Annotated in this window: 13 protein-coding genes; 6 read left to right on the top strand and 7 right to left on the bottom strand. The window is 67.2% G+C overall.

The genetic code is table 11. From position 1 onward, the window contains the following. Nucleotides 1-123: 123 nt before the first annotated feature. Complete coding sequence (locus M2319_RS12415) at nt 124-321, top strand: cation transporter (protein ID WP_264601777.1); 198 nt, start codon at nt 124-126, stop codon at nt 319-321. A gap of 116 nt (nt 322-437) precedes the next feature. On the opposite strand, the gene M2319_RS12410 is transcribed toward M2319_RS12415, so the two are convergent. Together M2319_RS12410 and M2319_RS12405 are read right to left on the bottom strand one after the other, a co-directional pair. Next, nucleotides 438-1,691, bottom strand: coding sequence for a GNAT family N-acetyltransferase (locus M2319_RS12410; protein WP_264601776.1), 1,254 nt, complete (start codon nt 1,689-1,691; stop codon nt 438-440). After that, entirely contained in the window at nt 1,688-3,148 is a 1,461-nt protein-coding gene (locus M2319_RS12405) for a lipopolysaccharide biosynthesis protein (RefSeq protein WP_264601775.1), read from the bottom strand. The genes M2319_RS12410 and M2319_RS12405 overlap by 4 nt, the downstream gene beginning before the upstream one ends. A gap of 299 nt (nt 3,149-3,447) precedes the next feature. Here M2319_RS12405 and M2319_RS12400 point away from each other — a divergent pair, with 299 nt between their 5' ends. The 3 genes from M2319_RS12400 (at nt 3,448) to M2319_RS12390 (ending at nt 6,664) form a co-directional block, all read left to right on the top strand. Beyond that, a complete protein-coding gene (locus M2319_RS12400) occupies nt 3,448-4,875 on the top strand; it encodes a sigma-54-dependent transcriptional regulator (RefSeq protein WP_264601774.1) in 1,428 nt (475 codons plus the stop codon). Nucleotides 4,876-5,036: 161 nt separating this feature from the next. Further along, nucleotides 5,037-5,627, top strand: a complete 591-nt coding sequence (locus M2319_RS12395) for a hypothetical protein (RefSeq protein WP_264601773.1) — start codon at nt 5,037-5,039, stop codon at nt 5,625-5,627. A 134-nt stretch (nt 5,628-5,761) separates the two neighbouring features. Beyond that, a complete protein-coding gene (locus M2319_RS12390; protein ID WP_264601772.1) occupies nt 5,762-6,664 on the top strand; it encodes a DMT family transporter in 903 nt (300 codons plus the stop codon). Between the two features lie 13 nt (nt 6,665-6,677). Here the strand turns inward: M2319_RS12390 and M2319_RS12385 are convergent, their stop codons facing one another. Continuing rightward, a complete protein-coding gene (locus M2319_RS12385; protein WP_264601771.1) occupies nt 6,678-7,037 on the bottom strand; it encodes a DUF427 domain-containing protein in 360 nt (119 codons plus the stop codon). 147 nt (nt 7,038-7,184) lie between these two features. Between M2319_RS12385 and M2319_RS12380 the strand changes: the two genes are divergently transcribed. Beyond that, nucleotides 7,185-7,808: a CDP-alcohol phosphatidyltransferase family protein gene (locus M2319_RS12380; RefSeq protein WP_264601770.1), complete on the top strand. Its 624-nt coding sequence runs from the start codon at nt 7,185-7,187 to the stop codon at nt 7,806-7,808. Nucleotides 7,809-7,817: 9 nt separating this feature from the next. Here M2319_RS12380 and M2319_RS12375 read toward each other — a convergent pair whose 3' ends face one another. After that, complete coding sequence (locus tag M2319_RS12375; RefSeq protein ID WP_264601769.1) at nt 7,818-8,999, bottom strand: ATP-binding protein; 1,182 nt, start codon at nt 8,997-8,999, stop codon at nt 7,818-7,820. Nucleotides 9,000-9,226: 227 nt separating this feature from the next. Between M2319_RS12375 and M2319_RS12370 the strand changes: the two genes are divergently transcribed. Beyond that, nucleotides 9,227-10,279 carry a DUF2278 family protein gene (locus M2319_RS12370; RefSeq protein WP_264601768.1) on the top strand — a complete coding sequence of 351 codons (1,053 nt, stop codon included), beginning with the start codon at nt 9,227-9,229 and terminating at the stop codon, nt 10,277-10,279. 40 nt (nt 10,280-10,319) lie between these two features. Here the strand turns inward: M2319_RS12370 and hisG are convergent, their stop codons facing one another. From hisG to hisS, 3 genes are read right to left on the bottom strand one after another with little or no spacing between them, the layout of a single operon-like run. Further along, the gene (gene hisG / locus M2319_RS12365) at nt 10,320-11,291 is read right to left on the bottom strand and encodes an ATP phosphoribosyltransferase (protein WP_264601767.1); all 972 of its coding nucleotides are present in this window, start codon (nt 11,289-11,291) and stop codon (nt 10,320-10,322) included. Further along, nucleotides 11,288-12,442: an ATP phosphoribosyltransferase regulatory subunit gene (locus tag M2319_RS12360; protein WP_264601766.1), complete on the bottom strand. Its 1,155-nt coding sequence runs from the start codon at nt 12,440-12,442 to the stop codon at nt 11,288-11,290. Before M2319_RS12360 ends, hisG begins: the two co-directional genes overlap by 4 nt. Then, nucleotides 12,439-13,950, bottom strand: a complete 1,512-nt coding sequence (gene hisS, locus M2319_RS12355; RefSeq protein WP_264601765.1) for a histidine--tRNA ligase — start codon at nt 13,948-13,950, stop codon at nt 12,439-12,441. Before hisS ends, M2319_RS12360 begins: the two co-directional genes overlap by 4 nt. Nucleotides 13,951-14,067: the final 117 nt, after the last annotated feature.

Genomic DNA, 14,067 nt, shown 5'->3' with positions numbered 1-14,067 from the left:
TCCACAGGTTCCTGCACAACCGCGACACCCCGCCGCGCGATGCGGCCAGCGACCGGCTTGACCTTCCCGTTGCTGGAAGCACCAAGGTCCGCTCAGAAGCATTTTCCACCCAGGAGATCCCAGATGATCAGCCTCAACGTTACCGGAATGTCCTGCAATCACTGCGTGGCCGCGGTCAAGAAAGCCGTCACCGACGTCGATCCGGCGGCCGAGGTCGCCGTCGATCTTCAGGCCGGCCGTGTCGACATCGCCTCGGCGACCAAGGAAAAGGCCACTCTTTCCCAGGCGATCGAAGACGCCGGTTACGAGGTCACGAGTTAGTTTTTTTCGCTCACGGGGCGCACCGCACCCTGGTCGGGTGCTGTCCGTGCGCGGGTACGGCGCATCGGCGCCGGGCCGCTGTCGCGACCTGAAAGCTCTTTTGACTGACGAGGCTGCTAGCCGCGCAGCGGTTCGGCGCGATCGCGGATGGCGTGGTAGGCCTTTTTGAGGGCGGCGCGGGCGCGGCGGCGGCCGAGTTCGGTCGCCCGTGCCGCGGCGAAGGCGGCGGCGCTTGCGCCCGGTTTCAGATCGACCAGGAGGTCGACCGAGTCGGCCGTCTCGGGCCACAGATGCGCCATCAGCGGATGGCCGGCGTCGGTGCAGGAATCGGCGAAGGCCATGCCGGGATCGGCGGCAATCCCCCTGGTCACGTCCATCACCACCAGCATGCCGGGACTGAACCGGGCATAGGCCTCGTCATAGGTCGTCTTCCAGCAGAAGGCGGCGTTGCCGGAGCGGGTGACGATCGACATGGCCAGAGGCGCGCCGTCCAGTTCCAGGCTGTCGATGCGCACCTGGCCGGCTTCCGCCAGGTCGCAGACCGTGCGCAGGAAGAACCTCAGCGCATCGGGCTTGGTCAGGATCGCGCCCTTGCGGCGCCCCTTCCAGCCAGCACCTTCCAGCTCCACGAAACGGCGGAAAGCGACCATCACATCGCCGGGGCGCTCATAGACGCGCGCCTCCAGCCGGCCGAGGGCGGCAAGGTCGTCGCGATTCTTGACCATGCGCTTGCGGCGCCGCGCGCTCATGGCGCTTTTCAGGTGCGCCTCGCCGTCGGAGATGGCGCCGAGCACGATGTGCGGGTGGCGCTCCAGGAGGCAGAGCCGGCGCCGCGTGGCGTCGGCCGCATGGGTGATGTCGCTAAGGAGGCCGGACAGGTCCATCATCGTCGGCAGCACCAGATGCCGGGCACGGCCCGTGGCGGCGATCGCATCGAGCATCGCCGCCCAGACGGCGGGCCCGGCGCCGGGACCGATGAGCGGCGTCGCGCGGGTGCCGGAATCGTGCTTCCAGGTGAACCAGACCGGCCGCGACGGACCCCAGTGGTGGGGCTCCAGGACGATCGGCCAGACGCCGGAAAGCATGGCCCTTTGCCGGTCGGCCCAGGCGAGCACCATGAACACCCGGTCCGGATGGCGCGCCTCGGCGAGCGCGGCCTTCAGCACCACGGGCTCGAAGAAGACGTTGGCGACGACGGCGCGGCGGGCCAGATCGGCAAGCGGCGCGGCAAAAGCGTCGAGATCGGCCATCGGCCGGACCTCGACCACTACCGCCGTATCGGCAAGGCGGCTGCGGACGGCGGCCTCGGTGGCGGGATCGTCGAGGAAGGCCGGTGCGGCGGCGTCGAAACGGGCGGTTGAGGCGTTCATCCGGCCAGCGGCCCCTTCGGTCCGGGAGTGGTGGCGGCCTTGCGGGTCAGGATGCCGCGCAGCGCGGAGATGAGGTGGCGCGCATCGCCATAGGGCATCGGCACGAAGCCGAGGCGGCGGCGGACGGCGACGAGCGAGAGCCCGATCTCCATGGCGACCGCGATGGTGGTCGCCGTCGCCGCGCCGACGGTGCCGGCAATCGGGATAAGGATCAGGTTGAGGACCGTGTTGAGGGCGAGTGCGCCGGCAAGGATGACCACGCAGACGACGTGGTGACCGGTCATTGCCAGCATGGTCTGGGCCGGGGCGACGGCGGCGCGCATGGTGACGGCGACGAGGAGGATGAGGAGGACGTTGTAGGCGGCGGTGAACTCCTCGCCGAAAGCGGCAAGCAGCAGCGGCCCGGTGACGACGATCGCGATGCCGAGGACGAGCGAGGGCAGCAGCGACAGGGTCACCGCCTGGCGCGCGGTCTCGCGCAGGCCCTCATGGTCGTTGACGGCCTTGCCGTGGGAAAAGCGCGGGCCGAAGACGGCGATCACCGCATAGGGCACGAAGGAGACGAGCGCGACGACGCGGGTCGCGGCATAATACAGCCCGACCTCCTCGGCACCACGCAGGCTGCCGACGAGAAGCACGTCGACGTGGTTCATCAGCGCCAGCATTCCTTCCATCAGCACCAGCGGCATGGAGACGGCGAGCCAGGTCTTCAGTTCGTAGCGCGACGGTCCGGCCGGCACGAGGCCGTGGGTACCGCTCTCGGTGATCACGGTCTGGACGAGCACGGTGAGCGAAAAGGCGATGGCGACGACGGCCATGGCGTTGGTCGCCGTCGGCGCCAGCCCGAGGGCGAGCGCGGCGATGACGACGCCGGCGATCATCAGCAGCGGCCGCAGCACGTAGATCGGCGCGATGCCGCGCAGCGGCCAACCATGGCCGCGGCAGAGCCCGTCATTGATGTCGGACATGGCGTAGAACGGGAGCGCGGCGAGCGCCAGGACCAGCGGCAGCCGGTAGGCCGGCTCGACGATGTCGCCACCAAGGGTGAGAACCGGAATGCCGACGCCGGCGACGACGATGGCGGTCGTCAGGCCGACGGCGCGCCCGGCGCGGCGCAGCCCGCGCAACAGGTCCTCGCGGCCGAGCGCCAGATATTCCGGCACGAAACGGATCATGGCGCCGCCGAGGCCGAGCGAGACCCAGCCGCCGATCAGAAGGAAGATCACCCAGACATTGGCGAAGACGCCGTATTCGGCCGGCGTCAGCCAGCGGGCAATGGCGATCTGGGCAAGGAAGATGAGGCCGGCCCCGCCGATCCTGAGGCCATAGACCATGAGGGCCCGGAGCGCGCCGTTGTCGCTGCGGCAGACGCGGCCGACAAGGACGCCGAGGCGGCCGGCGCGGGCGGAAAGGCCCGGCGGCGCGCAGTCCTGATGTCCAAGGTCGACGGCTGTCACGGGGCTCCCCTCTTTTTTCTTGTGAAACCGGCCCGGATCGACCGCTCTCCCAGACCGATAACTTAGGCGGAAACCCTTTCATTCCCGTGAGTTTGTATCGTTACCAGGATGTGAATCCGGCCGCGGCCGTCGCCATTACATCGACATTGAAACCCTTTGTTTACCGTGTTGGCGGAAAACAGAAGCGTTGCGGCCTTCGGGCCGGTCGGGGATTGCAGCTCGGGGTTTGACGCCCGCTTCTTGCCGGTTCCTTGCCGATGCCCTGCCGGCCGATCCGCGTTGAAGGGGCATTTCTGGTCATGGGTGGAATCCGGGATTCGGTCGCCAACTGCCGCATCCTCGTCGTTGAGTCCGATCCCGCCGAACGGCGGGTCCTTTCCGCCGAACTGGACGGTGCCTTCGCGGCGGCCTCCGCGCCGGTCTTTGCCACGGAACCCCGGGACGCGCTGGCGCGGCTTCGCAGCGACAGCTTCGACCTCGTCCTCCTCGACATCGCCACCGTCGGCGAGAGCGAGCGCATCGCCGATTTCGCGCGCCAGGCGCCGGAGGCCGTGCTGCTGGCCACCTCGCGCACCGGCACGGTGACCGGCGCCGTTGAAGCGCTCCGGGCGGGCGCCGACGACTTCATCGTCAAGCCGTTCACCGCGCGCCGCATCAAGGAGCGTTTCGCCGAATGCGCCGCGCGTCGCCGGCGCCCGGTTCCGACCGCCGCTCCGCGCAAGGCGGAAAACGCCTCGGACCGGGACTTTGAGAATTTCGTCGGCACCTCGCCGGCCATGCTCGGCGTCTACGAGCAGATCAGGCGCATCGCCAATTCCCGCGCCCCGGTCTTCATCACCGGCGAATCCGGCACCGGCAAGGAGCTGTGCGCGGAAGCCGTGCATTCCCGCTCGCCGCGGGCCGACGGGCCGTTCATCGCGATCAACTGCAGCGCCATTCCCGCCGACCTGATGGAAAGCGAGATCTTCGGCCACCAGCGCGGCGCCTTCACCGGCGCCATCAGCGACCGGCCGGGCGCGGCGGAACTTGCCGACGGCGGCACGCTGTTCCTCGACGAAATCGGCGAGATGGATCTCGGCCTGCAGGCAAAGCTGCTGCGCTTCATCCAGACCGGCACGGTGCGCCGGGTCGGCGGCACCGCCATCGAGGCCGTCGACGTCCGGTTCGTGTGCGCCACCAACCGCGATCCGATGGCCGAGGTCGCCGAGGGCCGGTTTCGCGAGGACCTCTTCTACCGGCTGCACGTCCTGCCGATCGCCCTGCCGCCGCTGCGCCACCGGCCGGAGGACGTGCTGCCGCTCGCCGGCATCTTCCTCCGCCGTTTCGCCAGCGAAGAGTCGAAGGCCTTTTTCGCCTTCGATCCGGCCGTGGAAGCCCGGCTTGCGGCCTATTCCTGGCCGGGCAACGTGCGCCAGCTTGAAAACGTGGTGCGCCAGATCGTCGTCCTCTTCGACGGCGACGTGGTCACCGCGGACATGCTGCCGCCGGGCGTCTGCGCGAGCGGCGAGGGCGCCGGGCGCATGCCGATCGATGCACTTCGGCCGCGCTTTCACGGGCACCACGCGATCGTGCCGTTTCGCGAGCAGGAACAACAGATTATCGAGCAGGCGCTGGATGCCTTCGACGGCAATATCTCGCGCGCCGCGGCGGCCCTTGAGATCGCTCCCTCAACCATTTACCGCAAGCGCCAGAGCTGGCTCGGGCGCCATCCCGGCGCCGGAAACTGACCGCGGCGCGCCGACAAAGCCGTCCGGCTGCGTTTACCTCCTTGTTAATTCATTCTTAAGGGTCGGTTGTTCGCCGGCGAAAACCCGTGTAATTGCCTCTGATATAAGCCGATCTTCTGACTGATCGGCCGCGTTGCGCTTTTTGAGTCGGGGGTTGGGTCATGTGGCGCGTTCTGGTGTTGAGTGCGGCAATCGTTGGCGGGGCGTGGGCGGCCCATGCCGAGACGCCGGCGGCACTCGCGGAAAAGACCGCCAGTCTGATTGCGGCGGAAAAGCCCGCCGAGGCACTCGGTGCGGCAGAGGCGCTGCGCGATGCGGCCTGGCAGGCGGCGCCGCTCGGCTTTACGACGGCGCGCTTCGTCGCCGCTCCCGCCAAGGGCTACGGCCGCTATGAGCCGCGCGAGGACACCACCTTCAAGGCCGGCGAGCCGATCGCCGTCTATGCCGAGCCGGTCGGCTACGGCTTCGGCCGCGACGGCGAAGACATCCTCATCGACCTCGACGCCGACCTGGAACTGAGGACGCCCGACGGGCAGATCCTCGTTGCCCAGACCGATTTCACCCGCCTCAGCGCCCGCACGCGCCGGCCGGTCTATGAGTTCCAGGTGTCGTTCTCGCTGAACCTTTCCGGCCTGCAGCCCGGCGACTACGTGCTCTTCACCCGCCTGAAGGACGCCCACAGCGACAAGGCGGGAAGCTTCGAGCTCCCATTCACCATCAAGGGACCGGAGCCGGCACCGAAGCCGCAATAGGCAAAGCCGCAAAACTCCCCGTCCCTTTTGAAGGTGTCGCATCGCCGGCAAAGCCGGTATGGTGCGCGCCGCCGCCCGAACCGGGCGGTTTCTTTTTCGCCCCTTGCCCCACGCTGCCCGCGGAGCTCCCTACCATGGCGCGCCTTACTCCCGTTTTTGTCATGGTCCTTGCCCTTGGCGGCCTGTCGCTGATGGATGCCCTCGTCAAGATGCTCGGCGCCAGCTATCCGGTCTGGCAGATCACCTTCCTGCGCTATGCCTTCGGCCTTACCGTGGCGCTTCTGCTCATCCCGCTGGCGCGGCCGGCCTGGCCCGACGCCCAGACGATCCGCGCCAACATGCTGCGCGGTATCCTGGTGCTTGCCGCGGCGGCCAGCTTCTTTCATACCGTCCAGTATCTGCCGTTGGCGCTGGCGACGACCCTCTTCTTCCTCGCGCCGCTGTTCACGGTCGCGCTCGGCGGCCTCCTTCTCGGCGAACCGGTTACCCGCAGCGCGCTTGTCGCCCTCGGCCTCGGCCTTGCCGGCGTCGTCGTCATCGCCGGCGGCTCGCTCGCCACCGACCAGCTTGACGGCACGCTGACGGAGAACGCGATCGGCTTTGCGCTCGGCATCCTGACGGCCATCTGCTATTCGACCGCCATCGTCACCATCCGCGTGCGCGCCCAGAAAGACGACAAGGTATCGATGGCCGTGCTGCAGTCGCTCGGCGCCGTCATCCTCGTCACGCCGCTCGGGCTTGCAACCTGGGAGCCGGTCGCGACCGCCGATCTCGGCCTCTTCCTTGCCGTCGGCACCTGCGGAACCATGGGCTTCCTGGCCATTTCCTACGCCCTGTCGCTGGCGCCGGTGACGCGCATCGCGCCGCTGGAATATGCCGCCTTCCTGTGGGCGAGCCTGTGGGGGTTCCTGTTCTTCGGCGAGACGCCGCGGCTGCCGACCATCCTCGGCGGCGCCCTCATCGTCATTGCCGGCCTCATCGTCATCCGCCAGGAGAGTGCGGTGGCCATGACCGAGGAAGAGACGCCGCCGGTGTAACGGACAACGGCGATCACCGGGCGGGCGTCACCTCGATCTCGACCTTGTCGGGATAAAAGGCGACATGGCCGGCGATCGCAGCCGTTCCCTCGATCGGCGTCCGGTAGCTCCAGGCGGCGTTTTCCGCCCGCGTTCCCTTTGCGACGATGTGGAAATAGCTGGCATCGCCCTTGAACGGGCAATGGGTCCGGTGCGCCGACGGCTCGAAGGCGTCCGGCCTGAGGTCCTTCTGCGGCACATAGTAGACGACCGGATAGCTGCCCTCCGACAGCGCCAGCGCCTCGCCGCTTTCCGCCACGATCGTGCCGGCAAGGCGCACTGTTATTCGCCCGGGAAAGGGCGTCACCTCGATGCGGCGACCGGTTTCGGCCATTGCTGTTTCCTCCGTTCCTGTCCGCCCTGCCTGACCGGGATAACCGGCGCGACGCGGCGCCGGTTTCAAGCAAACGCCGGGCTCGCAGTTTACGCGTTCCTGGGCTACCGTTCGTGCGTTTTTGAAAGCCACCTGCCCGAGGAGACCATGGCGACCGTCTTCGACCTGAAACCGCGGTTCCAGGCCCTTTTGCGGCCGCTCGTCGTGCAACTGGCCGGAGCCGGCATCACGCCGAACGAGGTGACGCTCTTTGCCCTCGTCCTCTCGGCTGCCGGCGGCAGCTTCCTTATCTCCGTGCCCGACGCCCCGGCGATGCTTCTCATCCTTCCCGTCGTCCTCTTTCTGCGCATGGCGCTCAATGCCATCGACGGCATGCTGGCGCGCGAGCACGACATGAAGACCAGGAGGGGCGCCGTCCTCAACGAGATCGGCGACGTCCTTTCCGACCTCTGCCTCTATCTGGCGCTGATCCCGCCCTTCCTTGCCCTCGGCGCCGCGGCCATTCCGGTCGTTGCCTTCTGCCTCGGCGCGGTGCTGACGGAATTCGCCGGCCTGCTCGGCCAGGTCATCGGCGGCGGACGGCGCCATGACGGGCCGATGGGCAAGTCGGACCGGGCGCTGGCCGTCGGCGTCACCGCGTTTCTCATCGCCGTCTTCGGCCTGCCGGTCGTCGTCATCGATGGCATCTTCGTGACGCTTGCCATCGCCACGGCGCTGACCGTCTGGAAGCGGCTCGATGCGGCGCTGAAGGCGGCCGGAGAGGACGGCTGAGCGCGCCCGTCACGCCTCGTCCGGCATCGTCCTTTTCAGAAAGGCGTCGAAGAGCGGCACGGTGAACGCGGCAAACCCGTATTTCGGGCTGTAGATCATGCCGTTGGAAATCAGCGCATCGCGGATCGGCGCCACGTTCTGGGAGGTCTTTCCCATGGCCCTGGCGATGTCGCCGGAGCGGTGCGGACCGGGCCCGAGTTCGGCCATCGCACGCAAATAGCGCTTCTGGGGATCGGACAGGCGGGCAAAGCGGGACTGGAAGAAATTCTCGTCGAGCCGGGCGATCGCCGCTTCACTCGCCTTCTTCACATCCCGTTCCGTGATCGGCGAGGCCTTTGCCGTGTTCCAGCACTGGTAGCCCCATTCCTGCAGGAAGTAGGGATAGCCTTCCGTCACTTCGAGGATGCGGGCGATCGCGGCGTCCTTGAAGGCGACGCCGGCCGCGCTAGCAGGCGCGACCAGTGCGCGTTCCGCCTCCGTGTCGTCCAATGCGCCGATCCGGTTGTAGTCGAACAGCCGCTCGGCATAGGACTTCGCTTCGCCGGAGAGCTTGACCAGCAGCGGCAGTCCGGCGCCGACGACCAGGAGCGGCAGGCGCTTCTGGTCGATCCGGTGGATCGCCATGATCAGCGCCTCGAACTCGTCCTCGGCCAGCGTCTGGATCTCGTCGATGAGGAGGACGATGGAGGTGTTCCGCGCCTTTGCCGCCTCGGCCGCGGCGACGAAGAGCTCGGCAAGATCGCGGCGCAAGGTGCCGCTGTCGGCGACGCCCGCCTCCTCCTCCACGTCGACGGAGAATTCCACGTCGCCATATTTGAGCTTGATGGCGGAAACGAAGCTCTTCAGGACCCTCAGCCCCTTCTTCACCGTCTCGCTGACGCCCTTCATGCGGTCGAACTTCAAGAGCGCGGCGCGCAGGGTCGCGACGATGACGACGGAGAGCGGCTCGTTGCGGCTGACCTCGATGAAGTCGGTGAAGGCGCCCGCCTCATCCGCGATCTCCTGGATCTCGTTGAGGAGCACGGTCTTGCCGACGCCCCTGAGCCCGACCAGCATCAGGCTGCGCGCCGGCTTTCCCGCCCGGCTCATGGCGACCGCGAGCCGCGCCGCCTCGAGGATCGCATCGCGACCGGCAAGCTCCGGCGGCGGCGTCCCGGCGCCGGGGGCGTAGGGGTTGGAAAGCGGGTTCATGGCACCGAGCTTATGGCGAGTTTATAGCGTGACGAGGTAAACTTCATAGAACCGGTTCGCCGGCGATTATAGCGAGTTTATCGAGTATGGGGATAAACTGCTGCCGAAACGCGTCAGCGCCTGAAAGGCTTATTTAGACAGGCAAATATCAATATTATCATCTTTAAGTTGAAAAAGATTACTTGGTGATCAAGAATAAGGCCGCCTTATCTTGAGGAGTGATTGCGATGCCGATCGATCGTTACGGAATCTGGTGTGGGCAAGCCGTTCGGGTGACGGCCGAAACCAATGCCGACGATGCGGAAACACCGCACATCCACCTGTTCTACAACGACGGCGGCGGGAAGGATTTCCGGGCATCGATAAATGTGAAATCGACGGCCGCGATTTCAGAACTGGCCCTCTACAAGGACGAGCATTTTTCTCACCCCGTTCTCCAGTTGCTGCCGGAGGTGAGCCCGGGATTCCATCAATTGCCGCCAAAACCCAATTCGCTCGCCATCGACTACATCCGCAGCAATCTGCTCGACTTTTCCGAAGGCCTTCTGTTGCCGCACGACATTCCGGGCCGGGAGAACGACCTTCTCGACCTGATGCTCCCGACCCTGCGCCAGGCGGCGGAGAAGAAATCGAAGGTTTTCCTGTTCGGCGAGCCTTATTCGGGCAATGACGGCATTCACGACGTTCACATGAACCAGGGAAATGCCAGGAGTTTCGAAAAATACAACGGCGTCTGGCAAGACGGCGGCCTGATCATCGAAGACACCGACAATGACCGCCACATCGCGATCTGGCTCGCATTTGGATCGCAGGCGGTCCATACGGACGAAAAGACCGGAAACGCCCTGCCGGGAAGCCAATTGGTCGCCGAACTTCTGGGCAAAGACAGGCCGATCCCGCCGCGTCCCGATATTGAGGTGATCCCCGAGGACCTTCCGGTCGCCATCGTCAGCGCGCTCGTCAATCCGATCGGCGGCGAGAACCAGGACGCCCATTCGGGCCGGCCCGAGCTCGTCTATCTGTTGAACCGGACGACATCGGGTATTTCGCTTGCCGGCTGGCAACTGCTCAACCGAAACGATGACCCCCGTGTCCTTTCAAGCGACGTGTGGCTGGCGCCGGGCGACGTGCGCGCCGTGACGATGGGCGACGTTCCGCTCTCGAACAGCGGCGGCCTGATTTCCCTGCTCGACCCAGACGGCACGAAGGTCGACGGCGTCAGCTACACGCGTGACGATGCCAAGAACGAGGGACAGATCGTGCTCTTCCGCAGCGGCTGAAAACGCCGTCCTGCAAGTGTGGCAATGGCCGGCGCGGCCGTCAGCCCTCTCCGATCCGCCCCTTGAGCCCCGCAAACAGCGGATTGGTCGCCTCAAAGACGTAGTCGACCGAAGAGACCGTGACCGTTTCCGCGCCGTTCTCGCGCAGCCAGACGACGCAGGGGTAGACCTCGTCGACGGGGCAGTGGAGCACCAGGTTGGAGCCCTGGGCGCCGAAGGGGACGGTGGCCCCGAAGCGGGAGACGGCGTCGTGGCCGAGCATGGCCGCGCGGGCGACCGTGGTGCGGATTTCGCGGATTTGGCCGGCGCGGGCCTCGGCCGCGATGCGGTCGAGGATCGTGCGGGCGGCGGCAAGGGGCTCCTCGTCCCAAGGCGCACGCAACGCTGCCACCAGATGGGCCTGGGAGCGGCGGATGACGCCGTCCGACAGGATCTTGAGGTTGTTGGCGACGAGGGTCGCGCCGGTCGTGGTGATGTCGACGATGAGTTCGGCAACGCCGGAGGCCGGCGCGCCTTCCGTCGCGCCCAGGCTTTCCACGATCCGGTAGTCGGCAATGCCGTTCTCGGCAAAGAACGCCCGCGTGGTGCGGATGTATTTCGTCGCGACCCGCATCGCGCGGCCGGAGGAGGCGCGCATGTCCTGGGCGACGTCGGAGAGGTCGGACATGGTCGACACGTCGATCCAGGCTTTCGGCACGGCGACGACCACGTCGGCATGGCCGAAGCCGAGGGGCGTGACGAGATGGAGGCAGGTATCGGGCTCGGCGACCGTCTCGTAGACGAGGTCGAGGCCGGTGACGCCGAAATGGACGTTGCCGGCCGCAAGCTCCCGGGCGATCTCCGAGGCCGACAGGAAGGCGATCTCGACGCCGTCGAGCCCCTTGATGCGGCCGCGATAGTTGCGGGCACCGCCGGGCTGTTCCAGCTTCAGGCCGGCGCGGGCGAAGAACGCGGCAGCGTTTTCCTGCAGGCGGCCCTTGGAGGGGACGGCAAGGATCAGATCGCGGCTCATGTCAGCGCTCCAAGGCCGTTGGCGCCGAGCGCGGCGACACCGCCCGGCACCCGCTCGATCCAGATCGAAAAGCCGACGGCGGGCACCTCGCAGGGGGCGCCGAGCAGCGCCAGCAGCTTGTCATAGCGGCCTCCGCCGACGAGCGGACCGAGGTCCGGCCGGGCTGGGTCGAATATCTCGAAGACGAAGCCGGTGTAGTAATCCAGCCGGCGGCCGAAATCGGCGGCAAAGCGCATCCGGTCATAGGCGATGCCGCGGTCGGCGATGAGCTGGGCGCGGTGGTTGAAAGCCTCCAACGCAGCCGTCAGGTCGACGCCGGCATCGGCCGCGATCACCGCCAGCCGGTCGGCGACGACGTCCGGCGTGCCGGCAACATCGAGGAAAGCGGTCATCAGCTCGGCGATTTCCGGCCGGGCGCTGGAACCTGCGGCAAAGGTCGCCTGTTCGAGAAAGCGCTCGGCGATCTCGTTGGCGGTGCGGCCGCCGACGGTGGCGATGCCGGCGATGGAGAGGAGGTCCTCGACGAGATCGCGGGCAGCTTCGTGGTCGACGCCTTCCAGCGCGGCCAGCAGACCGGCGCGGCGGTCCTCGCCGCCGGGGCCGCGGCCGGCAAGCTGTTCGATCAGGGCATTAAGCCGCGCGCGGTCGCCGAAGGCGGCCTTCAGCCGACGCTTCCAGATCGCGGCGAGATCGAGCCCGTCGACGAAGGCAAAGAACAGGGCCTGGTCGCCGAGGCGAATATCCGGGGATTCCAGGTCGAAGGCCCTGAGGCACGACAGTGCGAGGGTCAGCGCCTCGGCGTCGGCGCCCTCGCGATCCTCGCGGCCCAGCGACTCGATCCCGGCCTGGGGGAACTCGCCGGTGCCGCCCGGACGCTGGCGGAACACCGGGCCGAGATAGGAATAGGCGGCCGCGCGCGCCGGATCGCCCGAGGCGATGTGGTGGCTGCAGACCGGGATAGTGAAATCGGGGCGCAGGCACAGCTCGGCGCCGCCGACGGTCGCGGTCAGGAACAGGCGGCCGCGCAGCTCCTCGCCGGCAAGGTCGATGAAGGTCTCGGCCGGCTGCAGGATGTCGGTCTCGACGAAACGGTAGCCCGTCGTCTCCATCAGCGAGCGCAGGCGCTCCAGCCGTTCGGAAAAATCGGTCATTGGCCCGCCTCCCCGTCCCGGTCCGCCGCCTGCTCGGCGAGCATTTTCTGGACGGTCTCGACGAGTTTTTCCCGCGGGACCGTCACCTGCGCCGGGCGGGCGGCGCGCCATTCGGCGTTGTCCTCGATGTTTTCCGACAGCCGCTTGCCCTCGATCAGGTCCTTGATCTGGACGACGCCCTCGCCGCGCTCGTCGGACCCCTGGATGATCGCCAGCGGGGCATTGCGGCGGTCGGCATATTGGAGCTGCTTGCCGAACTGCTTGGGGTTGCCGAGGAAGAGTTCGGCTCTGATGCGTGCTGCACGCAGTTCAGACACCATCGCCTGGTAGTCGGCGACGGCGGCGCGGTCCATGACGGTGACGATGACCGGGCCGTCCTCGTCGTCGAGCCGGACCTTGCCGGTCGCCTTCAAGGCCGACAAGAGCCGCGAGACGCCGATGGAAAAGCCGGTGGACGGCACGTCCTGGCCCTTGAAGCGGCCGACGAGGCCGTCATAGCGCCCGCCGCCGGCGACCGAGCCGAAGCGGACCACCTGGCCCTTGTCGTTGGTGACCTCGAAGGTCAGTTCGGCCTCGTAGACCGGGCCGGTGTAATATTCCAGGCCACGGACGACCGAGGGGTCGACCTCGACCTTGCCCTCATAGCCGGCGGCCCCGACGAGGCGGGCGATCTCGGCGAGTTCCTCGACGCCGGCGCTGCCGACGGCGCTTTCGGAGACGAGGCCCTTCAGGGTCTCGATCGTGTCGCTCGCCGCCGCGCCCTTGGCGCCGACGAAGGACAGTACCGTCTCGACCTCATTCGGTCCAAGCCCGGCGCCTTTGGTGAAATCGCCGCTGTCATCCTTGCGGCCTTCGCCGAGCAGAGCGCGGACGCCGTCGAGGCCGAGGCGGTCGAGCTTGTCGACGGCACGCAGCACGACGAGGCGTGTTCCGGCGTGCTCGGGACCGGCGAGCCCGATCGCCTCCATGACGCCGTCCAGAACCTTGCGGTTGTTGACGCGGACGACGTACTGGCCCTCAAGCCCGAGCGCATCCAGCGTGTCCGCCATCATCATGCACATTTCCGCGTCCGCCGCCGGGGTCGGCGCACCGACCGTGTCGGCGTCGAACTGCATGAACTGGCGGAACCGGCCGGGGCCGGGCTTTTCGTTGCGGAATACCCAGCCGTTCCGATAGGAGCGGTAGGGCTTCGGCAGGCTGTCAAAATTCTCCGCGACATGGCGGGCGAGCGGCGCGGTCAGGTCGTAGCGCAGGCTCAGCCACTGCTCGTCGTCGTCGGTGAAGGAAAAGACGCCCTCGTTGGGCCGGTCCTGGTCGGGCAGGAATTTCCCGAGCGCATCGGTATATTCGACCATCGGGGTCTCGACCGGATCGAAGCCGTAGCGCTCGAAGATCTCGCGGACCTTTTGCAACATGCGTTCCGTGGCGCGGATTTCCGCCGCTTCGCGATCGACGAACCCGCGCGGCAGACGCGCCTTCAGCTTGTCCGCTTTGGCCTTGCCAGACATGAAAACCCCGAGAATAGCAACCGGGCGCCGACCCTTTCGGCCGCGCCGGGCGCCCGCCGGGCGCCGCGGGATTTTCCTAGACGAAACGGCCGGCAAGGGCAAGGCGGCGGCTCATTC

The organism is Rhodobium gokarnense, assembly GCF_025961475.1.
GTDB classification, from domain to species: domain Bacteria; phylum Pseudomonadota; class Alphaproteobacteria; order Rhizobiales; family Rhodobiaceae; genus Rhodobium; species Rhodobium gokarnense.
The sequence above is the reverse complement of the archived record's forward strand: the minus strand, read 5'-3'. Positions and strand labels throughout refer to the sequence as shown.

Excerpts from the sequence above, each read along its gene's own strand:
- M2319_RS12415 (WP_264601777.1), top strand. The coding sequence starts at position 124 with ATGATCAGCCTCAACGTTACCGGAATGTCCTGCAATCACTGCGTGGCC.
- M2319_RS12410 (WP_264601776.1), bottom strand. The coding sequence starts at position 1,691 with ATGAACGCCTCAACCGCCCGTTTCGACGCCGCCGCACCGGCCTTCCTC.
- M2319_RS12400 (WP_264601774.1), top strand. The coding sequence starts at position 3,448 with ATGGGTGGAATCCGGGATTCGGTCGCCAACTGCCGCATCCTCGTCGTT.
- M2319_RS12395 (WP_264601773.1), top strand. The coding sequence starts at position 5,037 with ATGTGGCGCGTTCTGGTGTTGAGTGCGGCAATCGTTGGCGGGGCGTGG.
- M2319_RS12390 (WP_264601772.1), top strand. The coding sequence starts at position 5,762 with ATGGCGCGCCTTACTCCCGTTTTTGTCATGGTCCTTGCCCTTGGCGGC.
- M2319_RS12385 (WP_264601771.1), bottom strand. The coding sequence starts at position 7,037 with ATGGCCGAAACCGGTCGCCGCATCGAGGTGACGCCCTTTCCCGGGCGA.
- M2319_RS12380 (WP_264601770.1), top strand. The coding sequence starts at position 7,185 with ATGGCGACCGTCTTCGACCTGAAACCGCGGTTCCAGGCCCTTTTGCGG.
- M2319_RS12375 (WP_264601769.1), bottom strand. The coding sequence starts at position 8,999 with ATGAACCCGCTTTCCAACCCCTACGCCCCCGGCGCCGGGACGCCGCCG.
- M2319_RS12370 (WP_264601768.1), top strand. The coding sequence starts at position 9,227 with ATGCCGATCGATCGTTACGGAATCTGGTGTGGGCAAGCCGTTCGGGTG.
- hisG (WP_264601767.1), bottom strand. The coding sequence starts at position 11,291 with ATGAGCCGCGATCTGATCCTTGCCGTCCCCTCCAAGGGCCGCCTGCAG.
- M2319_RS12360 (WP_264601766.1), bottom strand. The coding sequence starts at position 12,442 with ATGACCGATTTTTCCGAACGGCTGGAGCGCCTGCGCTCGCTGATGGAG.
- hisS (WP_264601765.1), bottom strand. The coding sequence starts at position 13,950 with ATGTCTGGCAAGGCCAAAGCGGACAAGCTGAAGGCGCGTCTGCCGCGC.